The 19,729-nt window shown below is 54.3% G+C and carries 20 protein-coding genes and 1 pseudogene; 10 read left to right on the top strand and 11 right to left on the bottom strand.

The annotated features are described in order from the left end of the window. Positions 1 to 65 precede the first annotated feature (65 nt). Positions 66 to 857, top strand: coding sequence for a DNA-binding transcriptional regulator KdgR (kdgR, locus tag ACQG11_RS25375; RefSeq protein ID WP_022648455.1), 792 nt, complete (start codon positions 66 to 68; stop codon positions 855 to 857). Between the two features lie 63 nt (positions 858 to 920). Here the strand turns inward: kdgR and ACQG11_RS25370 are convergent, their stop codons facing one another. Beyond that, positions 921 to 1,160, bottom strand: coding sequence for a YobH family protein (locus ACQG11_RS25370; RefSeq protein ID WP_022648454.1), 240 nt, complete (start codon positions 1,158 to 1,160; stop codon positions 921 to 923). A 160-nt stretch (positions 1,161 to 1,320) separates the two neighbouring features. Between ACQG11_RS25370 and mgrB the strand changes: the two genes are divergently transcribed. From mgrB to rlmA, 6 genes and pseudogenes are all read left to right on the top strand, one after another. Further along, the gene (mgrB, locus tag ACQG11_RS25365) at positions 1,321 to 1,464 is read left to right on the top strand and encodes a PhoP/PhoQ regulator MgrB (protein WP_003859906.1); all 144 of its coding nucleotides are present in this window, start codon (positions 1,321 to 1,323) and stop codon (positions 1,462 to 1,464) included. A 74-nt stretch (positions 1,465 to 1,538) separates the two neighbouring features. Beyond that, on the top strand, positions 1,539 to 1,826 hold the full coding sequence (locus tag ACQG11_RS25360) for a YebO family protein (RefSeq protein WP_023300358.1): 288 nt from the start codon (positions 1,539 to 1,541) through the stop codon (positions 1,824 to 1,826). Positions 1,827 to 2,495: 669 nt separating this feature from the next. Next, positions 2,496 to 2,640 (top strand): annotated as a pseudogene (locus tag ACQG11_RS25355) (DUF2627 domain-containing protein). A gap of 12 nt (positions 2,641 to 2,652) precedes the next feature. After that, the gene (cspE, locus tag ACQG11_RS25350) at positions 2,653 to 2,862 is read left to right on the top strand and encodes a transcription antiterminator/RNA stability regulator CspE (protein ID WP_001062678.1); all 210 of its coding nucleotides are present in this window, start codon (positions 2,653 to 2,655) and stop codon (positions 2,860 to 2,862) included. A 216-nt stretch (positions 2,863 to 3,078) separates the two neighbouring features. Next, positions 3,079 to 4,824 (top strand): peptidoglycan glycosyltransferase FtsI, encoded by a 1,746-nt coding sequence (gene ftsI / locus ACQG11_RS25345; protein ID WP_023300357.1) that lies wholly within the window; start codon positions 3,079 to 3,081, stop codon positions 4,822 to 4,824. A gap of 39 nt (positions 4,825 to 4,863) precedes the next feature. Continuing rightward, positions 4,864 to 5,679 (top strand): 23S rRNA (guanine(745)-N(1))-methyltransferase, encoded by an 816-nt coding sequence (gene rlmA, locus ACQG11_RS25340; protein ID WP_023306472.1) that lies wholly within the window; start codon positions 4,864 to 4,866, stop codon positions 5,677 to 5,679. Here the strand turns inward: rlmA and mntP are convergent. From mntP to manX, 5 genes are all read right to left on the bottom strand, one after another. Further along, positions 5,676 to 6,242, bottom strand: a complete 567-nt coding sequence (mntP, locus tag ACQG11_RS25335; protein ID WP_032622454.1) for a manganese efflux pump MntP — start codon at positions 6,240 to 6,242, stop codon at positions 5,676 to 5,678. The two genes, rlmA and mntP, sit on opposite strands and share 4 nt — an antisense overlap. 400 nt (positions 6,243 to 6,642) lie before the next feature. Beyond that, on the bottom strand, positions 6,643 to 7,101 hold the full coding sequence (locus ACQG11_RS25330; protein WP_022648449.1) for a DUF986 family protein: 459 nt from the start codon (positions 7,099 to 7,101) through the stop codon (positions 6,643 to 6,645). 54 nt (positions 7,102 to 7,155) lie between these two features. Further along, on the bottom strand, positions 7,156 to 8,007 hold the full coding sequence (locus ACQG11_RS25325; RefSeq protein WP_006810994.1) for a PTS mannose transporter subunit IID: 852 nt from the start codon (positions 8,005 to 8,007) through the stop codon (positions 7,156 to 7,158). 12 nt (positions 8,008 to 8,019) lie between these two features. Beyond that, positions 8,020 to 8,820, bottom strand: coding sequence for a PTS mannose transporter subunit IIC (manY, locus tag ACQG11_RS25320; protein ID WP_426728924.1), 801 nt, complete (start codon positions 8,818 to 8,820; stop codon positions 8,020 to 8,022). A 47-nt stretch (positions 8,821 to 8,867) separates the two neighbouring features. Further along, the gene (gene manX, locus ACQG11_RS25315; RefSeq protein ID WP_022651434.1) at positions 8,868 to 9,830 is read right to left on the bottom strand and encodes a PTS mannose transporter subunit IIAB; all 963 of its coding nucleotides are present in this window, start codon (positions 9,828 to 9,830) and stop codon (positions 8,868 to 8,870) included. 463 nt (positions 9,831 to 10,293) lie between these two features. Here manX and yoaE point away from each other — a divergent pair, with 463 nt between their 5' ends. After that, positions 10,294 to 11,853: a CNNM family cation transport protein YoaE gene (yoaE, locus tag ACQG11_RS25310; protein ID WP_023300354.1), complete on the top strand. Its 1,560-nt coding sequence runs from the start codon at positions 10,294 to 10,296 to the stop codon at positions 11,851 to 11,853. A gap of 6 nt (positions 11,854 to 11,859) precedes the next feature. Here yoaE and ACQG11_RS25305 read toward each other — a convergent pair whose 3' ends face one another. The 4 genes from ACQG11_RS25305 to pabB form a co-directional block, all read right to left on the bottom strand. Further along, positions 11,860 to 13,458 carry an EAL domain-containing protein gene (locus ACQG11_RS25305; RefSeq protein ID WP_426728923.1) on the bottom strand — a complete coding sequence of 533 codons (1,599 nt, stop codon included), beginning with the start codon at positions 13,456 to 13,458 and terminating at the stop codon, positions 11,860 to 11,862. Positions 13,459 to 13,588: 130 nt separating this feature from the next. Continuing rightward, the gene (sdaA, locus tag ACQG11_RS25300; protein ID WP_022648444.1) at positions 13,589 to 14,953 is read right to left on the bottom strand and encodes an L-serine ammonia-lyase; all 1,365 of its coding nucleotides are present in this window, start codon (positions 14,951 to 14,953) and stop codon (positions 13,589 to 13,591) included. A gap of 184 nt (positions 14,954 to 15,137) precedes the next feature. Beyond that, positions 15,138 to 15,716 carry a CoA pyrophosphatase gene (locus tag ACQG11_RS25295; protein ID WP_426728922.1) on the bottom strand — a complete coding sequence of 193 codons (579 nt, stop codon included), beginning with the start codon at positions 15,714 to 15,716 and terminating at the stop codon, positions 15,138 to 15,140. Further along, positions 15,713 to 17,047, bottom strand: coding sequence for an aminodeoxychorismate synthase component 1 (gene pabB / locus ACQG11_RS25290; RefSeq protein ID WP_045308315.1), 1,335 nt, complete (start codon positions 17,045 to 17,047; stop codon positions 15,713 to 15,715). Before pabB ends, ACQG11_RS25295 begins: the two co-directional genes overlap by 4 nt. Before the next feature lie 61 nt (positions 17,048 to 17,108). On the opposite strand from pabB, the gene ACQG11_RS25285 reads away from it, so the two are divergent. Continuing rightward, positions 17,109 to 17,288, top strand: a complete 180-nt coding sequence (locus ACQG11_RS25285; protein WP_022648441.1) for a YoaH family protein — start codon at positions 17,109 to 17,111, stop codon at positions 17,286 to 17,288. A 6-nt stretch (positions 17,289 to 17,294) separates the two neighbouring features. Here ACQG11_RS25285 and ACQG11_RS25280 read toward each other — a convergent pair whose 3' ends face one another. Beyond that, entirely contained in the window at positions 17,295 to 17,639 is a 345-nt protein-coding gene (locus tag ACQG11_RS25280) for a RidA family protein (protein ID WP_023300350.1), read from the bottom strand. A 133-nt stretch (positions 17,640 to 17,772) separates the two neighbouring features. Between ACQG11_RS25280 and ACQG11_RS25275 the strand changes: the two genes are divergently transcribed. Then, a complete protein-coding gene (locus ACQG11_RS25275; RefSeq protein WP_023300349.1) occupies positions 17,773 to 19,683 on the top strand; it encodes an ATP-dependent DNA helicase in 1,911 nt (636 codons plus the stop codon). The last annotated feature ends 46 nt before the right edge of the window (positions 19,684 to 19,729 follow it).

Raw genomic sequence — 19,729 nt, 5'->3', positions numbered from 1 at the left:
CATCACACGAATTTATAATAAAAACCGGTTCTGATTTTTATAAAACACTCTCCATGAGGTGATAAATGGCAATCGCAGATTTGGATAAGCAGCCAGATTCTGTTTCTTCCGTGCTGAAGGTGTTTGGCATCTTGCAGGCGCTCGGAGAAGAGCGTGAAATTGGTATTACAGAGTTGTCGCAGCGTGTGATGATGTCGAAAAGCACCGTTTATCGCTTTTTGCAGACGATGAAATCATTGGGTTATGTCGCGCAGGAAGGAGAATCAGAAAAATATTCTCTGACCCTGAAATTGTTTGAATTGGGCGCCCGCGCCTTGCAGAACGTGGATCTGATCCGCAGCGCTGACATTCAGATGCGTGAACTTTCGCGGTTGACGAAAGAGACCATTCACCTCGGCGCACTGGATGAAGACAGCATCGTTTACATCCACAAAATTGACTCCATGTACAACCTGCGCATGTATTCACGCATCGGTCGTCGTAACCCGCTGTACAGTACCGCAATTGGTAAAGTCCTGCTGGCCTGGCGCGATCGTGAAGAGGTTAAGCAAATCCTTGACGGTGTGGAATACAAACGCAGCACCGATCGCACGATTACCAGTACGGATGAACTGCTGAGCGTGCTGGATAAAGTGCGTGAGCAGGGTTATGGGGAAGATAACGAAGAGCAGGAAGAAGGGTTGCGCTGCATCGGTGTGCCGGTGTTTGACCGCTTCGGCGTTGTCATTGCGGGACTGAGCATCTCTTTCCCAACGCTGCGTTTCTCCGAAGAGCGTCTTCATGAGTATGTGGCAATTCTGCATACCGCAGCGCGCAAAATTTCAGAGCAGATGGGCTATAACGAATACCCGTTCTGATCAATGCCTCCAATAAAAACGCCGCACTCTTGCGGCGTTTTTGTAAGCGAAATTTAGCTCTGATTAGCCGTTATCCACCACAACAGATGATTTACGCAGCACAGGACAGTTGGTTAACCCGATGATCCCGCTGTCGGAATGGATGTACTGAGCCGTGCTTACCCCCTGGGCGGTGAGATATTTACACTGAATACCCAAACCCGCGGCATTCTCTTTGCTTCCCATTAATACGCCATACCCACTTAACAGCAGGCCGATCCACACAAGTGCCAGTACAATTATCGTACGAACGAGTAAACGCATCGATGCCTCTTTTTTCTTTGTTGTCATGGAGTAAGCGTAACGGGTTTACGCAGTGAAACAAGTGCACGATTCCGAAAAGCGTCTGTTGAAGGTACAGTTAGCCCCTGTTTAAGATAGCCGTGATAACCTGGCTACATCAGGTCATAAGACGGAGTGTGGAGTGAAAAAAATACGCTGGGTAATTCTGATTATAGTGCTGATAGCATGCGTGGTGCTGTGGACGCAGACTATCAATGTGATGTGCGATCAGGATGTACAGTTCTTTAGCGGCATTTGTTCAATCAATAAGTTTATCCCCTGGTAGTGGCTATTTTTGCACTGAGCGATGTCCTTACGTGGCTGCAGTGGTAAAATGACTGTTTTTACTGAGGTGGTGAAATGGGTGAGTTAATGAATTCGGGGCTGCTGAGCATTGCATCCCTGGTAATGTCTTTAGTGGTGCTGGTTGTTGGACTGGTGCTGTGGTTCTTCGTTAATCGCGCCAGCTCCCGCACAAACGAGCAGATTGAGCTGCTGGAAGCATTGCTCGATCAGCAGAAACGGCAGACTGCGTTGCTGCGTCGTCTGTGCGAAGCCAACGAGCCGGAGGAGAAAGCGGTGCCGAAGGAAGCTGATGCTCAAAAACAAGACGAGGAAGAGTTCATTCGCCTGGTGGCCGAACGATAGTCTGCCCGGAACGGGGAGGTGGCCTGACGTACGGCGTAAATCTCCTCCCTTATCAAATGTAACCCATAACATCCCAACATATAATTAAGCAGCAGTTAACTACTGTTTCAGTATACTGAAAACTGGCGAATATTTATCCTTATACAAGTCATACCGTTTCGTTGAATAAATTGTGAGCTTTAACTTTCCTGAAGTGTTTTATTTTTATCGAAACGTTTTGCTTGCCTTGTTTTGAGGCAGAGTCATAAAAATTTCATTATTTTGGTGCAGAATAACGCTTATTAAATGGTGGATTTTAATACAGTTAGCAAAATGTATTTAACATCGTTTATTCACTGTCACACTCTGGTGCATTGCGATGTTTTCAGCATAACTTTTCACAAAATGTTCTAACTCAGTCATTCCTTTAAAGAAATTCAGGGATTGGGATGGACGCTTTGAAATGATTGAGCTATGTTTAAAAAGTCTTTGATTACAGGGCGCGTCAGCGCACTCTGTGGGCGGTGAGGTCAGGTGGCGCTTCATTTGACAATTCGCATAACTGTGCAGATTGTTATGGAGTAACCCCTGAATTTGTGCGGCGGATCGAGACACGTTTAAAAATGGCTTGCCATATTAAACGTTGTGTGTAATAACACGTTTTGGGTCAAACGAGGTACAGTTCTGTTTATGTGTGGCATTTTCAGTAAAGAAGTCCTGAGTAAACACGTTGTCGTTGAATACCGCTTCTCTGCCGAACCTTATATTAGTGCCTCAAGCAGTAATGTCTCAGTTTTATCTATGTTAAAGCCTGCGGGCTAAGAAAACACTCTAAGGAATTTTGCAAATGGCAAAGATTAAAGGTCAAGTTAAGTGGTTCAACGAGTCTAAAGGTTTTGGTTTCATTACTCCTGCTGACGGCAGCAAAGACGTGTTCGTACACTTCTCTGCAATCCAGGGTAACGGCTTCAAAACTCTGGCTGAAGGCCAGAACGTTGAGTTCGAAATTCAGGACGGCCAGAAAGGCCCAGCTGCGGTTAACGTAACTGCTATCTGATCGAATCACTGCTGACTGAAGCGCTTGGCGCTTCGATCTCAGACATAAGCCTCGCCGATGCGGGGCTTTTTTATTCACTTATTTTTCAAAATGTTACGTATTCCTCCTCTGTTATTATCTTGTTGCAAACCCGCGAGATTATTAGCATTGTTTTCCCGCCTTATTATCCCTTTTTCCCGTTAAATCAGGGCGTTGATTAACAGCCCTGGGGTTAAAGTGAAAAAAAAGACAATAACGGCCAACGGAAACTTTACACCGGCACGTTTTGCACTTCTGTGTCTCGCCATCTTTTGTAGCCTTGCTTTTCTGTTAGGCCGCGTGGCATGGCTACAAATTATCAAACCGGATAATCTGGTGAAGCAGGAGGATATGCGTTCCCTGCGCGAAGTGGCGATAGACGCCCCACGTGGGATGATTGTTGACCGTGAAGGGCGTCCCCTTGCGGTAAGCGTACCTGTCCAGGCCGTCTGGGCCGATCCCAAAACTGTGCTTGATAAAGGGGGGATCGGCTTTGATTCGCGCTGGCAGGCCCTGGCAAATGCTTTACACCTTTCTCTGAGCACGCTCGCATCGCGAATAAACAGCAATCCGCACGGGCGATTCATTTATCTAGCTCGTCAGGTTGATCCCTCCCAGGCAAAGTGGATTGATAAGCTGCGTCTTCCCGGTATCAACCTACGCGATGAGTCCCGTCGCTTTTATCCTGCCGGACACGTGGCGGCAAACCTGATTGGCTTCACTAATATTGATGGTCAGGGTATTGAGGGCGTCGAGAAAAGCTTTAACACGCAGCTCACCGGGAAGGCAGGCGTGCGGCTGGTCAGGAAAGATCGATACGGGCATGTGGTTGAGAACCTCACGGAGGTGGCGCCCGTACCGGCACATAATATCCAGCTTAGTATCGATGAACGCCTGCAAACTATCACCGAAGACGCGCTGGATAATGCCGTGGCGTGGAATAAAGCCGAGTCAGGCGCGTCGGTGCTGATTAATATCCAGACGGGCGAAATTCTGGCGATGGCGAGCTTCCCTGACTTCAACCCCAACAATCGGGAAGGGGCAACGCTGGATGACTTTCGTAATCGCGCGATCAGCGACACCTTTGAACCGGGTTCGACCGTTAAGCCTCTGGTGCTGATGACGGCGCTACAGCAGGGGCTGGTGCAGCCTGACAGCGTGATAGACACGCATCCCTACACCATTGATGGTCATCGTATTCGCGATGTGGGTTACTACCCCGAGCTGACCATGACCGGGATCCTGCAAAAATCCAGCGACACGGGCGTATCCCGTCTTTCTCTCGCGATGCCCGTGCAACGGTTACTTGATACCTATAAAAACTTTGGTTTTGGCGAGAGTACCGGGCTTGGCTTAACGGGAGAAAGCTCAGGTTTACTGCCGCAGCGAAAATTCTGGAGTCAGTTAGACAGGGCGACCTTTGCCTTTGGGTATGGCCTGATGGTTACCCCCCTCCAGCTGGCGCATGTGTATGCCACCATCGGTAGCTATGGCATTGAACGGCCTCTGTCCATCACCCGTATCGATCCCCCCGTGATTGGCAAACGGGTGATGCCCGGGGAGATTGTTCACGAGGTGGAACACATGATGGAGAGCGTCGCGTTACCCGGCGGTGGCGGGATCAAAGCGGCGGTGCGTAACTATCGTGTGGCGATTAAAACCGGGACGGCCAAAAAAATCGATGAACACGGTAAGTATGTGGATAAATACGTCGCCTACACAGCAGGCGTTGCGCCCGCCAGCGATCCCCGTTTTGCACTGGTGGTGGTGATCAACGATCCGAAAAACGGAGCCTACTACGGCGGGGCCGTTTCCGCGCCCGTGTTCAGCGAAATTATGGGTAACGTCTTGCGCCTGGAAAACGTGAAGCCAGACGGGCTGCCAGCAGATTCTGACCATCTGATCGTGATGCGTCACCCAGCCGTTTATAACCCTGGCGAATAGCGGTACACTTCGCCTTTTGGTTTTCGCCCTGGAGCTGTCATGTCTTTCAGTTGTCCCCTTTGCCACGCGCCGCTGACGCGCGCGGAGAAAACGTTTATCTGTCCACTGGGACATCAGTTTGACCGGGCTAAAGAGGGCTATGTCAATCTTCTGCCGGTACAGCACAAGCGCTCCCGGGATCCGGGTGACAGCGCGGAGATGATGCAGGCGCGCCGGGCGTTTCTTGACGCCGGACACTATCAACCGCTCAGGGATGCCGTTGTCGACTTACTCCGTCAATATCTGACAGAAGGCGCATCCGCCATGCTGGATATCGGCTGCGGTGAGGGCTACTACACCGCCACGTTTGCTGACGTCGCGGCTGGGAAGGGCGCCGAAACTTACGGGCTGGACGTGTCGAAAGTGGCTATCCGTGCAGCAGCAAAACGCTACTCAGCGGTAACGTTCTGCGTGGCCTCCAGCCACCGCCTGCCGTTTGAGGAAGCGAGTATGGACGCCGTAGTGCGTATCTATGCCCCGTGCAAGGCAGAGGAGCTGGCGCGCGTCGTTAAGCCCGGCGGGTGGGTTATCACCGTTACGCCGGGACCGCGTCATCTGCTGGAGCTAAAAGGGCTGATCTATGATGAAGTTCACCTGCATGCGCCGCACTCTGAACAGCTGGCGGGCTTCGCGTTAAAGCAGGCGCAGTCAGTGGCGTATGAGATGACGTTGCAGGGAAGTGAAGCGGTGGCGTTACTGCAAATGACGCCGTTTGCGTGGCGGGCAAAACCAGAGGTGTGGGAAACGCTGGCAGCACAGACAGAATTTCGCTGCCAGACGGATTTCAGCATCCATTGCTGGCAGCGCGAAGATTAACCCGCGAAGTGTGCCCAGAGTATTTGGGCACCAATTCCGATCAACACGATACCGCCCAGAATTTCGGCGCGTTTGCCTAACAGCGGGCCAATGAACCGCCCCACCATCATCCCCAGCGTTGACATAATCAGCGTGGCGCAGCCAATCGCCAGCGCGGTGGCGATAATATTGACCTGCAAAAACGCCAGACCGACACCGACGGCCATTGCGTCCAGGCTGGTTGCGATAGCGGTTGTCACCAGAAGCCAGAAGCCGTGGCGTTGCAGCGGCGCATCATCTTCATCGCTGTTGCCACGAAAACCTTCAATTACCATGCGTCCGCCGAGGAACACCAGCAGCACGAAGGCGATCCAGTGGTTCCACTCCAGCACAAACTGGCTGGCGAGCATCCCCAGACCCCAGCCAATAAGCGGCGTCAGCGTTTCGATTGCGCCAAAGATGAGACCGGTGCGCAGGGCTTCGGAAAATTTAGGTTTATGGAGGGTGGCACCTTTACCGATAGAGGCGGCAAATGCGTCCATGGACATGCCAAAAGCCAGAAGGATCGTAGCGGAGATATTCATAAGTGCGTCCAGACCGGGGATATCCATATGACACATCACTGCCCCCAGTAAACAGCAGTTGATGTATCTATGGTCTCGCCTGATCGCTTTTGGCACAGTAAGTGTGCTGAAAACGATCCGTACGCGCCACGTTTTGCAACGAGTATGTTGACACGTACATTTCCCGCAGGCAGGAAATCGGCTACTCCCCAACGACGGGCGCAACCTTAACATATTTTGAGAATATAAAACAACAACGAAGATGGCTTTATATAGCCACTATATTGATAACGATTTTCATTTAGGTTTATGCGTGAAAGTATCGTTAATAAATATAAGTTAATTCGCAGGGGAGATATAGCATCGGCTATATTGCTGGTTTGAGAATAATACAATACATAGCCGATGCTATAAAATTAATTCATTGAGTTTTAAGGAGTAATTTGTAGATTTTTTCCAGGTCGTCAATATTTTTGACCCGAATGAGCAGGCGGCGTTGTTCTAATTGCATCACCAGAACTCCGTCTTCGGATAAATTCATCTCTTTAATGCGGTTATATTCTATCCAGACATTGGCGAAGAAGAATCCGTGTTTTTTAAAAATGAGTTTTGGCGAGCGGATCCAGAACAGGTAAATCGCCATTAATGCCAGCGCACATAATAACCATGTGGTTAATATTGCGCCGTGGCTGGTCACATTATTGTAAATCAGGATGACTACCAGACCGGCGAAGATAAACGCATCAATGCGCCCACGGCGTAAGAGGGGAAGGGTCAGCAGCGTCTCGCCGTGGCGGCGAGGCATAATGAACTCGTCATAGATCGCGTAAGCCAGAAGGGCAACAATAAATAAAACCAGTACGGTGTCCGTGACAGTCATTCATCCTCCAGATAAAAAGACCGGGGGCAAGCCCCCGGTCGGTAACGCATTTTATTACAGACCCAGCAGGCCGACGGCGTAGCCCGCGATACCGATGACGAAGAAGCCAACGATGATCCAAAGCGGGTTCACTTTCTTACGCAGCAGCCACATACAGGCGAAGGTTAACAGCAGCGGTACCAGGCCAGGCATCAGCTGGTCCAGAATGGTCTGCACGGTGGTGACGCGCGTCTGACCATCCTGACCGGTGATCGTCGATACCACCAGCGGGATGTTCACGTGCGTCCACTTGTTAACCAAAGCCCCCATTACAAACAGGCCGAGGATTGACGCCCCCTCAGTCAGTTTTTGCAGGAAGCCGCCGCCCATATCCTTAACGATATCCACCCCTTTACGGTAACCGTATGCCACGCCGTAGTAGCGGGTCAGCAGACGCACCGCGTTGAACAGGATAAAGAACAGCAGGGGACCAAGCAGACTGCCGCTCATGGCGATCCCGGCGCCCAGTGCCGCAAAGACCGGACGCACGGTACCCCAGAAGATCGGGTCGCCCACGCCTGCCAGCGGCCCCATCAGACCGACTTTAATACCGTTGATAGCACCATCGTCGATCTCAGCCCCGTTTGCACGCTGCTCTTCCATCGCCAGCGTTACGCCCAGAACAGGCGCCGCTACGTAAGGGTGAGTGTTGAAGAATTCCAGGTGACGCTTAATTGCCTGACGGCGTGCTTCGTTGTTTTCCGGATACAGGCGTTTGATTGCCGGCACCATGGAGAAGCAGAAGCCGAGCGCCTGCATACGTTCGAAGTTCCATGAACCCTGAAACAGGTTAGAACGGATGAACACGCCACGAATATCACCCGGAGTGAGTTTTTTCTCAGTGGTAGTTTTTGTCATATCAACCATTTCGCTCACCTGTTAGTCCAGTTCGTTATCGAGATCGTTGTTACCAGCAGCCTGCGCAGGGGCACCCGCGACACGGTGGTATTTCGGGCTGAGCTGGATATAAAGAATCGCCATCACCGCACCAATCACACCCAGCGCAACCAGGTTGAAGTTGGTGAATGCAGCGGTAACGAAGCCAAGGTAGAAGAACGGCATCAGATAGCCTGCGCGCATCATGTTGATGACCATCGCGTAACCTACGACCACAATCATACCGCCCGCGATATTCAGGCCGCCGGTGACCACTTCTGGTATGGCGTTCAGCATACTTTGAACTTCACTGGTCCCAACGGAAATCGCCACGATAACGGCCGGAATAGCGATACGCATCGCCTGCAGGAACAAGGACGAGACGTGGATCCAGGAGAGCGCTGTCAGGTTGCCGTTATCGGCCGCCTTATCCGCCGCGTGCTGGAAGGCAACGGTGATGGTACGAACAATGATGGTCAGCACCTGGCCTGCCGCGGCCAGTGGAATGGCCAGCGCGATACCGGCACCGATACTCTGATGACCGGCGATGACCAGAACGGTCGAAATAATGGACGCCAGCGCGGCATCTGGCGCAACTGCCGCACCGATGTTCATCCAGCCGAGGGCGATCATTTCCAGGGTACCACCGATGATGATACCGGTTTTCATGTCACCGAGAACGGCGCCAATCAACGTACAGGCCACCAGAGGGCGGTGGAACTGAAATTCATCAAGTACGGACTCCATACCCGCAATACACGCGACGATGAACACCAGCACAATCTGAAGAGTAGTAATCTCCATTGCACTTCTCCTATTACATAAGCTCTATATGAAAAACCGGCCCGGGCTTATTTCCCCACTTTGCCGATCAAATCCATCATTTTCAGTTTCTGATCCGTGGAAACCTTACGGGCTTCCAGCTCGATACCGCGTGCATTCAGCTTGTTGAAGGCCTCGATATCTTTCGCATCCACTGAAATCGCGTTGTTGACCTGCGTTTTGCCCTGACGGAAAGCCATACCGCCAATGTTAACGGAGGTGATTTTCACGCCGCCTTCAACAATGCGTTCAACGTCTGTCGGGTTGGTGAACAGAAGCATCACGCGTTCGCCCGCATATTTCGGGTTGTTGTAAACGCGGATCATTTTGGCGACATCCACGACGTGCGCGGTGACGCCCGGCGGTGCAACCTGGGTAAGAAGGGTTTTACGGACAGTGTCGGCGGCCACTTCGTCACTGACCACGATGATGCGTTGTACGTTGGTCTCTTTGGTCCAGCGCGTCGCCACCTGGCCGTGGATCAGACGGTCATCAATACGCGCAAGGCCGATAACCATGTAATCGTTCGGACCCATTGGCTTCGCCGGTGCCGCGGCTTTTGGTGCAGCAGGGGCAGGGGCAGGTTTTTCAACCGGCTGTGCTTTCAGCGCCTTCACGCCTTCGCGACCGGTTTCCACCGCCAGCGCCACCAGCTCGTCAAAGCCTGGGTTGTCGTCACGCGCCATGAAGGTTTCCACCAACATTGGGATATTTACCCCGGCGACGACTTCATAATGCTCTTTATCGACGACAATGCGGCTGGCAGCGTTGAACGGGCTGCCGCCCCATGTATCCACGAGAAACAGCACGCCTTTGCTGGTATCCAGCTTCTCAAGCTGAGCAGTGTACTTTTCAATCAGCGTCTCGGCGTTTTCACCGGGAACGAAATCGATCCAGCCGACGTTTTCCTGCTCGCCCAACAGCATTTCTGCCGTTTTGAGTAACTGCTCCGCAGCCCAACCATGTGTGCCTATGACAATAGCAATGGTCACTTGCTACCTCCTATTATTATCATTTATACGTCTGCCAGGCAGGCGTACTGAGAATCGTATTGGCGAACCGAATCGATTCAGATAAGGGTTAGAGTTCTAAAAAACCAAGACTTCCGCGAATTATTTTAGATAGTGAAAAAATAATTTATGTGATGAAGATCCGTAATTTAGCTACGCCTTACAGATTTTTCTGTAAGATAAACCACGTGTGTTACAGAAGTTTGCAAAGGAACGTAAATCTTTGCTAAAAACCCATTGTCTCTGATATGTTTAGCGTCCGTTTAATTATTCAGGAGTATAGGGCTACAGCCCACTATATGGACCGTCACCGACGTCAGTCATCTTCCAGGCCATCCCGCGCCTTATTCACCGGCGACCTTCGCCACGCATCGACCCCCATTCCCTTTGAAATGCCCGAAATTAGCGGGGCACCGTTTTGTCATTCCTTTAGCAGGAGCGTGTCATGGAATTCTTAATGGACCCGTCAATCTGGGTAGGCTTGCTTACGCTGGTCGTGCTGGAGATCGTTCTCGGTATTGATAACCTGGTGTTTATTGCCATCCTTGCGGATAAGCTGCCGCCGAAACAGCGTGATAAAGCCCGTCTGATCGGCCTCTCGCTGGCGCTGATCATGCGACTGGGCCTGCTGTCCGTGATCTCGTGGATGGTTACGCTGACTAAGCCTCTGTTCACCGTCATGGATTTCACCTTCTCCGGCCGTGATTTAATCATGCTGGTGGGGGGGCTTTTCCTGCTGTTCAAAGCTACAACAGAGCTGCATGAACGGCTGGAGAACCGGCAGCATGATGATGGTCACGGTAAGGGGTATGCCAGCTTCTGGGTGGTGGTCCTGCAGATTGTGGTGCTTGATGCGGTCTTCTCACTGGATGCGGTGATTACAGCGGTTGGCATGGTGAACCATCTGCCAGTGATGATGGCGGCGGTTGTGATTGCGATGGCGGTAATGCTGCTGGCGTCGAAACCGCTGACGCGTTTCGTCAACCAACATCCGACGGTCGTCGTGCTGTGTCTGAGTTTCCTGTTGATGATTGGTCTGAGCCTGGTGGCAGAAGGTTTTGGTTTCCATATACCGAAAGGCTACCTGTACGCCGCGATTGGCTTCTCGATTCTGATCGAGCTGTTTAACCAGATTGCGCGCCGTAACTTCATTAAGCAGCAGTCGAATCAGCCGCTGCGCGCGCGTACCGCCGATGCGATCCTGCGCCTGATGGGCGGGCGTCGTCAGGTGAACGTGCAGGCGGATAACGAGAACCGTAACCCGGTTCCGGTGCCGGAAGGCGCGTTTGTGGAAGAAGAACGCTACATGATCAACGGCGTGCTTTCGCTGGCCTCCCGCTCCCTGCGCGGCATTATGACGCCGCGCGGTGAAATCAGCTGGGTGGACGCCAACCTGAGCGTCGACGAAATTCGCCAGCAGCTGCTCTCCTCGCCGCACAGCCTGTTCCCGGTCTGTCGGGGCGAGCTGGATGAGATCATCGGTGTGGTGCGCGCGAAAGAGATGCTCGTGGCGCTGGAAGAGGGCGTCAACGTCGAGGCCGTAGCGGCCGCGTCGCCTGCCATCGTGGTGCCGGAGACGCTGGATCCGATTAACCTGCTGGGCGTGTTGCGTCGTGCTCGCGGGAGCTTTGTTATCGTCACCAACGAATTTGGTGTGGTACAAGGTCTGGTAACGCCGCTGGACGTGCTGGAAGCCATTGCCGGTGAATTCCCTGATGCGGATGAAACGCCAGAAATCGTTGCCGACGGTGACGGCTGGCTGGTGAAAGGCACCACCGACCTGCATGCGCTCTCGCACACGCTGGGCGTCGAAAACGTGGTCAATGACGATGAAGACATCGCCACGGTAGCGGGGCTGGTGATTGCCGTTAACGGGCAGATCCCGCGTATCGGTGATGTGCTTGAGCTGCCGCCGCTGCAAATTACCATCGTTGAAGCCAACGACTATCGCGTTGATATGGTTCGTATTGTTAAAGAGCACTCTGTACACGACGAAGAAGAGTAACGCTATCTAGCGTAACGGCAATAAAGGCACGATGTGTCCGTTGTGACGGGCTGGCGGAGGGTTACTTTCCGCCAGCCATTTCGGAAACTCCCGCAGCGGCATCGGCCGCGCATACAAGTACCCCTGCAAAATATGTACGCTGTGGCGGCGCAAATAGCGTGACTGCTCCTCGGTTTCAACCCCTTCTGCAACCAGTTCAATATTCAACCTCTGGCCCAGCGCAATAATAATATCCGTTACCGTTGAGTTCACGGCGTCGGTGCCGATCGCGGTGGTGAAGGATTTATCAATTTTCAGCACGTCCGGGTGAAGTTTTTCAAGCCACGAAAGAGAACTATTGCCCGTACCAAAATCATCAATCGCAAGCTTCACCCCTTTGCGATGCAGCTCCCGCACGATGCGGTAATCCACATCGAGCAACGCATCGCGTTCGGTTAACTCTACAATCAACTTTTGAACAGGGTTCGCCTTAAACCAGATGCGGTTAAGATCCCGGATCAGCGCAGCGCGGCGAAAATGGCTGGCGGCCACGTTGATGCCAATATGGAAATCCCGTGAGGCCGGGAAAAAGCCTATCTGCCGCACCGTTTCGCTGATGACGTAGCGGGTAAGCGGAACAATCAGGCTATGTTCTTCAGCCAGGGGGATAAAGACATCGGGAGAAATCCAGCCCTGATGCGGGTTGTTCCAGCGCAGGAGGATCTCGACGCCAACGCATTCCCGGGTGCGGGCGTTTACCAGCGGCTGGCAGAAGAGTTCAAACTCCCGGGCAGCAATCCCCATATTAATTTCCCAGGTGAAACTTATGCGTCGCGCCGTGGCAAGCCAGGCGATATAGCCCATCAGTAAACTGAGCATCAACGCCAGCGGTAGCTGGGTGGGCAGATTTTTCAATGCCATTTGGCCTGCCCCCGGGCCGCTGACCGTGACGCTGAAAGGGTAGTGCTGTGAAGACTGTTCCAGCAGGGAGGCGTGTTCATCGAAGGTCGGCGTATTCGTCACCTGCTGCCCGTCGCGGAGAAAATTATCGCCTACTCTCAGGACCACGTCGGTGATTTGTGGCCGCTGTGGCTCCAGAATCATTTTGGTGATGAGATCGATATTCACTACCTCCATCAACCCGTCACTGCCGTCGCCCGCAAGGGGTGACCACTGAATCAGTACCGGACTGCCCTTTAACAGCCACCGATCGGTCAACAAGATCAGCCTGGGTTCACTGGACGGAAGCATCGGCTCAATGTCACTGACGGGCATATTTCGGCTGCCAAATACGCTCGAGCAATACAGTATTCCGTCTTTGACGAGGGCGATGGAGCGCACGGTCTGGAGGATCGCCGCCTGTTTTCGCAGAATCGGATTCGCTTCAGCGCAGGGCATATCAACCAGAAAACGTAGAGTTTCACGCTGGGTTTCTAACGCAAGAAGCACCTTATCAAGCGCACGCACGGTGTGGTGAGTAAAGTCGTGGATCCGATCCTGATTAATGTTGCGCTGTGAAATAAAGCGAATGCCCAGCGTCAGGACGAGCGTAACGAGCGCAACCGTAACACAGACGATAACGCGTTTTCGGCGATAGTCTTTAATGATCGTTTGTGCAGTTTGCATGAACGGTCGCCTGATAAGCACCGGCCGGAAAAGCCAGACGCAACAGTGACAGTGTAGTGGGGAAAACGTGAAGCGACGAGAGGCGGTGGGAAAATTCGCCCATCTGTTGCAGATGGGCGAAAAGGAAGGTTTAGTCGCACTGCACCTTAATGGCCAGACCGCCGCGCGAAGTCTCACGGTACTTCGCGTTCATGTCCTTGCCGGTTTCGTACATGGTTTCAATAACCTTATCCAGTGACACGCGTGGCTCGCTGGTACGGCGCATCGCCATACGCGAGGCGTTGATCGCTTTGACGGAGGCGATGGCGTTACGCTCAATGCACGGTACCTGCACCTGGCCGGCAACCGGGTCACAGGTCAGACCGAGGTTGTGCTCCATGCCGATTTCCGCCGCCACGCACACCTGCTCAGGGCTTGCGCCCAGCAGTTCCGCCAGACCGGCCGCCGCCATAGAGCAGGCCACGCCCACTTCACCCTGACAGCCTACTTCGGCACCGGAGATGGAGGCATTCATCTTGTACAGCGCGCCGATAGCGCCTGCCGCGAGGAAATAACGGATATAGATCTCCGGTGTCACGGGCTCAATAAAGTGATCGTAGTAGGCCAATACCGCCGGAACGATACCGCACGCGCCGTTGGTTGGCGCCGTCACCACGCGACCACCCGCTGCGTTCTCTTCGTTAACCGCCAGCGCAAACATGTTCACCCAGTCAACCACATTCATAGGGTCATTGGAGAACTTGTCGGTGGTGACCAGCATACGGCGAAGCGCAGAGGCACGACGCGGCACACGCAGTGGCCCAGGCAGAACCCCCTCGGTGTTCATCCCGCGGTCAATACAGGCGCGCATGGTTTGCCACACGTTAGCAAAATAGTCTTCGATCTCTTTCTTGCTGTGCAGCGCCAGTTCGTTCTGCATCACCATGCCGGAGAGGGAGAGACCGGTCTCTTTGCAATAGGCCAACATCTCGGTGGCAGATTTAAACGGATAGGGCACATTCACATCGCCCGCGCTCTCTTTGCCAAAGTGTTCTTCGTCAACGATAAAGCCGCCGCCGATGGAGTAGTAGGTTTTACTGTAGATCTCTTTTTCGCCGCTCCAGGCGTGGATGGTCATACCGTTTTCATGCAGCGGCAGGTTGTCGCTACGAAAACGCATCCCGTCATCCTGCGGGAAGTCCACTTCGTGCTGACCGTTAGCCAGCAGCAGACGACCGCGCGTTTCCACGTCGCGGATAAATGCCGGAATGGCATCAATATCAACTGTGTCCGGCATATTACCCGCCAGACCCATAATAATGGCGATATCGGTGTGGTGGCCTTTACCCGTTAATGACAGTGAACCGTAAACGTCTACGGCGACACGGGTAACGCTTTCCAGTAATCCTTTTTCGACCAGATCATCGACGAACTGTTTACCGGCCTTCATCGGCCCTACAGTGTGGGAAGAAGATGGACCAATCCCCACTTTGAACATGTCGAATATACTAATCACTTTCACACTCCTGACAGGGTTACTGGGGTTCCAGTAACGATGTTATAACTGCGCATAGTGTAAGAGGGAACACTAACCTCGGCTTAACTATTCACATGAATTAAACTAATGGTTAACGATGGTTTAGCTAATAGCGCGACGCCGATCGCAAACCTGCCAGAAAAGGGTGGAATGTAAAGTATAGTCAAGGCTTCAGGCCGATTTGTAGCGCAAGCTCACGAATGATGCCTGCCGTCATGCCCCAGACAAAATAATGCTGATACCACGACAGCCAGACCCGATGATCGTGCCCGCGGCGGTGAATATCCAGAGGATGATAGCGGCCCAGACGAAGGGCCTCTTCAAGCGGCATTTCGAACACCGCTGAAACTTCATCGACGCTGGCGTGATACTGAAGATCGGGCGGAATAATGCCGACGACCGGCGTGACCTGAAAACCGGTTACGCTGTCCACTGGCGGCAGCACGCCAATTACCTCGACCGCCTCCGGGGGGATCGCCACCTCCTCATGCGCTTCGCGCAGCGCGGCGGCAATCAGGGAAGCATCGGTGCTGTCCACCGCGCCGCCCGGAAACGCAACCTGACCGGCGTGTTTTCGCATATGCGGTGAGCGCTGGGTAAGCAACAGACCCGGCTGTTCACGACGCACGAGCGGGATCAGTACCGCCGCCTGACGTTGATTCAGCGCGGCGCGGTTAACCTGGGGCCGCAGAAGCTGAAAGCGCGACAGAAAATCATCCAGCGTCAGGTTGTCTTTCTTCACCGTGAGTTCTCCAGTTGTTTCAGGATACGATTCACTTTATCAAAGGTTTCCTGATATTCCGCCCCGGCCTGGCTGTCGGCTACAATGCCGCCGCCTGCGGAACAGTAAAGGTTACCGTCGCAGGCCGTCAGGGTGCGAATAGTGATGCTGGTATCCATGGTTCCGCACAGGCTCACATAGCCGATGCTGCCGCACCAGGCGTTGCGGCGATGCGGTTCCAGTTCGTCGATGATCTCCATCGCGCGGACCTTCGGCGCGCCGGTGATGGAGCCGCCCGGAAACGCGGCGCGGAGCAGATCGCAGGCGGTCCGCGAGGCCGGCAGGCGTGCAGTGATAGTACTGACCAGATGATGTACCGCCGGGAAAGGCTCCACAACGAACAGCTCCGGCACGCGCACGCTGCCCGGCTCGGCGACGCGGCCAATATCATTGCGCATCAGATCGACAATCATCAGGTTTTCAGCGCGATCTTTCGGCGAGGCCGCCAGCGTCTCCGCCTGCTGGCGGTCGGCGTTAGCATCGGCAAGGCGCGGCAGGGTGCCCTTGATCGGGCGGGTCTGAATAATACCGTCAGCCAGATGAATAAAACGCTCAGGCGAAAGGCTGAGGATGGCGCCGTGTTCAAGGCGTAAAAATGCGCTAAACGGGGCCTTATTGCTGGCATTGAGGCGGGTAAATGCCTGCCATTCGTCTCCCCGGTACGCCGCCTGGAAACGCTGGGCAAGGTTGACCTGATAACAGTCGCCGCTGTGAAGATACGCCTGCACGCGAGAGAATTTTTCCGCATATTCCGCCGCGCTCATGTTCGAGTGCCAGCCGGAGGTCAGCATAAAGTGTTCCGCTGTGGCGGGCCGTTGCGCCTCAAGCCAGGCCAGACGCGCCTGCACGTCTCGGTGGCTAAGCAGGGAAACCGTCTGCTTACGGTGATCCACGATTAGCGCCCAGTCATACAGCCCCACCGCCATATCCGGCAGGGAAATATCCGCCTGCGCATGCTCGGGCAGCTTTTCGAAACGGCGACCCAGATCGTAACCAAACAGGCCCAGCGCGCCCCCCTGGAAAGGCAGATCCGGATCCGGTGTGGCAGATAAGCCCAGAGCATGGATCTCGTTCTGAAGCCGCATCAGCGGATCGTCCATGGGTGACAGCGCATCGGTCGTCAGCGTTTTAACCGGGTCGGCCACCAGAATATCAAAGCGGCTGTAGGGGTGATCCGCATGCCCGGAGTGCAGCAGCATGGCAAAAGGAAGGTGGTTCAGACGGGCAAACCAGAACTCGGCGGCGTCTGCACGCCAGGGTAAGGTCATAACAGTGGGGAAGCGCATGTTCATGTATGGCATACTACCGGGTAGCGTGAAATAATTAGCGCGAATAATTTAGCAGGAGTTAACGATGTTTGCAGGTTTACCTTCTCTCAGTCATGACCAACAGCAGAAAGCGGTAGAGCGGATTCAGGAACTGATGGGCCAGGGTATGAGCAGCGGAGAAGCGATCACCGTCGTCGCTCAGGAAATTCGCGCCAGTCATACCGGCGAGCGGATAGTGGCGCGATTTGAAGATGAAGATGAATAACCGGGCTTAAACTGCCGCGATAATCTTAATCTCCACCTTATACTCCGGTTTCATCAGCGTGGCCTGTACGGTGCAGCGTACAGGCGCGTGACCCGCCACTACCCACGCATCCCAGGCTTTATTCATCTCCGCGAAGTCGTCTTTATTCGCCAGGAAAATCGTCGCGTCCAGAATGCGGGATTTATTGCTGCCCTGTTTTTCCAGTACGGCGTCGATCTGCGCCAGGGTGTTAGCGGTTTGCTCGAAGGCGTCGGCGTCCAGATTGGCAGGGACACCGGTGTAGTACAGCGTCTGGTTGTGGATCACCACATCAGACCAGCGGGCTTCGGCATCAATGCGCGTAATTGTCATAAACGTATCCTCGTTATCTTTCATCGTCAGGCGGCAAGACTGCCATATTGTTCCGCCGTCGTCACTATTTGGGGTGGCACCGGAGAGAAGGGGCTGACATAATCCCTGTGCAAAAATACAGTGAGAGAACACCGTGGCAGACGATTTTTCCCCTGAAGGTCAGTTAGCACAGGCAATTCCCGGTTTTAAACCGCGCGAACCCCAACGTCAGATGGCGCATGCCGTCGCGCACGCCATCGACAAGGCGCAGCCGCTGGTTGTGGAGGCCGGCACCGGTACGGGGAAAACCTACGCTTACCTCGCTCCTGCGTTGCGGGCGAAAAAAAAGGTGATCATCTCTACGGGATCAAAAGCGCTCCAGGATCAGCTCTACAGCCGCGACTTACCCACGGTGGCGAAAGCGCTGAAATACAAAGGTCGTCTGGCCTTGCTGAAAGGGCGTTCTAACTATCTGTGTCTGGAGCGTCTCGAACAGCAGGCACTGGCGGGCGGTGACCTGCCGGTACAAACACTCAGCGATGTGATCGTCCTGCGCGCCTGGGCCAACCAGACGGAGGAGGGGGACATCAGCACCTGCGCGAGCGTGCCGGAAGACTCCCCGGCCTGGCCGCTGGTGACCAGCACCAACGACAACTGCCTCGGCAGCGACTGCCCGCTGTATAAAGACTGCTTTGTGGTGAAAGCGCGTAAAACGGCGATGGAAGCCGACGTGGTGGTGGTGAACCATCACCTGTTTCTTGCGGATATGGTGGTCAAGGACAGTGGTTTCGGCGAGCTAATCCCCGAGGCGGAGGTGATGATCTTCGATGAAGCCCATCAGCTACCGGACATCGCCAGCCAGTATTTTGGCCAGTCGCTCTCCAGCCGTCAGCTTCAGGATCTGGCGAAAGATATTACCATTGCCTATCGCACCGAGCTCAAAGATACCCAGCAGTTGCAGAAGTGCGCGGACCGCCTGGCGCAATGCGCACAGGATTTCCGCTTACAGCTTGGCGAGCCGGGCTATCGCGGCAACCTGCGCGAACTGCTCGCGGACAAAAATATCCAGCGCGCGCTGCTGCTGCTCGATGATGCCCTTGAACTCTGTTACGACGTGGCGAAGCTGTCCCTCGGACGTTCAGCGCTGCTGGACGCCGCCTTCGAGCGGGCCACGCTCTACCGTGGGCGGCTGAAGCGGCTGAAAGAGATCAACCAGCCGGGCTACAGCTACTGGTATGAATGTACCTCGCGCCACTTTACCCTGGCGCTCACGCCGCTGACCGTTGCCGATAAATTCAAAGAGGTGATGGCGCAAAAGCCCGGCACCTGGGTCTTTACCTCGGCCACGCTGTCGGTCAACGACGATCTGCACCACTTTACCGAGCGTCTCGGCATTGAGCAGGCTGAATCCTTACTCCTCCCAAGCCCGTTCGACTATGAGAAACAGGCGCTGCTGTGCGTGCCACGCAATCTGCCGCTGCCTAACCAGCCAGGGGCGGCGCGCCATCTGGCGGCCATGCTAAAGCCGATGATTGAGGCCAACAACGGACGCTGCTTTATGCTCTGCACCTCTCACGCCATGATGCGCGATCTGGCCGAGCAGTTCCGCGCGACCATGACGTTGCCGGTGCTGTTGCAGGGGGAAACCAGCAAAGGCCAGCTGCTCCAGCAGTTTGTCAGCGCCGGTAATGCCCTGCTGGTGGCGACCAGCAGCTTCTGGGAAGGGGTGGACGTGCGCGGCGATACGCTCTCGCTGGTGATTATCGATAAGCTGCCATTCACATCGCCGGACGATCCGCTCCTGAAAGCACGCATGGAGGACTGCCGTCTGCGCGGGGGCGATCCGTTCGACGACGTCCAGTTGCCGGACGCGGTTATCACGCTTAAACAGGGGGTAGGGCGACTGATACGCGACGTCACCGACCGCGGAGTGCTGGTGATCTGCGACAATCGCCTGGTGATGCGCCCCTACGGCGCCACCTTCCTCGCCAGCCTGCCGCCTGCGCCGCGCACACGGGATATTAAACGCGCGGTCCGCTTCCTGGCGAACCCGACGGCGGAGTAATTCTTCCCGGAGTGTGTTAAGATGCGCGCCATTTTGTGACTGACCA

Source organism: Enterobacter cloacae complex sp. 372C4 (assembly GCF_050030615.1).
GTDB lineage: Bacteria > Pseudomonadota > Gammaproteobacteria > Enterobacterales > Enterobacteriaceae > Enterobacter > Enterobacter intestinihominis.
Note: the sequence above shows the minus strand (reverse complement) of the source record. Positions and strands in the feature narration are given on the sequence as shown.

Coding starts and splice junctions, on each gene's coding strand:
- kdgR (WP_022648455.1), top strand. CDS start 66: ATGGCAATCGCAGATTTGGATAAGCAGCCAGATTCTGTTTCTTCCGTG.
- ACQG11_RS25370 (WP_022648454.1), bottom strand. CDS start 1,160: ATGCGTTTACTCGTTCGTACGATAATTGTACTGGCACTTGTGTGGATC.
- ACQG11_RS25360 (WP_023300358.1), top strand. CDS start 1,539: ATGGGTGAGTTAATGAATTCGGGGCTGCTGAGCATTGCATCCCTGGTA.
- cspE (WP_001062678.1), top strand. CDS start 2,653: ATGGCAAAGATTAAAGGTCAAGTTAAGTGGTTCAACGAGTCTAAAGGT.
- rlmA (WP_023306472.1), top strand. CDS start 4,864: ATGTCTTTCAGTTGTCCCCTTTGCCACGCGCCGCTGACGCGCGCGGAG.
- mntP (WP_032622454.1), bottom strand. CDS start 6,242: ATGAATATCTCCGCTACGATCCTTCTGGCTTTTGGCATGTCCATGGAC.
- ACQG11_RS25330 (WP_022648449.1), bottom strand. CDS start 7,101: ATGACTGTCACGGACACCGTACTGGTTTTATTTATTGTTGCCCTTCTG.
- ACQG11_RS25325 (WP_006810994.1), bottom strand. CDS start 8,007: ATGGTTGATATGACAAAAACTACCACTGAGAAAAAACTCACTCCGGGT.
- manY (WP_426728924.1), bottom strand. CDS start 8,820: ATGGAGATTACTACTCTTCAGATTGTGCTGGTGTTCATCGTCGCGTGT.
- yoaE (WP_023300354.1), top strand. CDS start 10,294: ATGGAATTCTTAATGGACCCGTCAATCTGGGTAGGCTTGCTTACGCTG.
- ACQG11_RS25305 (WP_426728923.1), bottom strand. CDS start 13,458: ATGCAAACTGCACAAACGATCATTAAAGACTATCGCCGAAAACGCGTT.
- pabB (WP_045308315.1), bottom strand. CDS start 17,047: ATGAACATGCGCTTCCCCACTGTTATGACCTTACCCTGGCGTGCAGAC.
- ACQG11_RS25285 (WP_022648441.1), top strand. CDS start 17,109: ATGTTTGCAGGTTTACCTTCTCTCAGTCATGACCAACAGCAGAAAGCG.
- ACQG11_RS25280 (WP_023300350.1), bottom strand. CDS start 17,639: ATGACAATTACGCGCATTGATGCCGAAGCCCGCTGGTCTGATGTGGTG.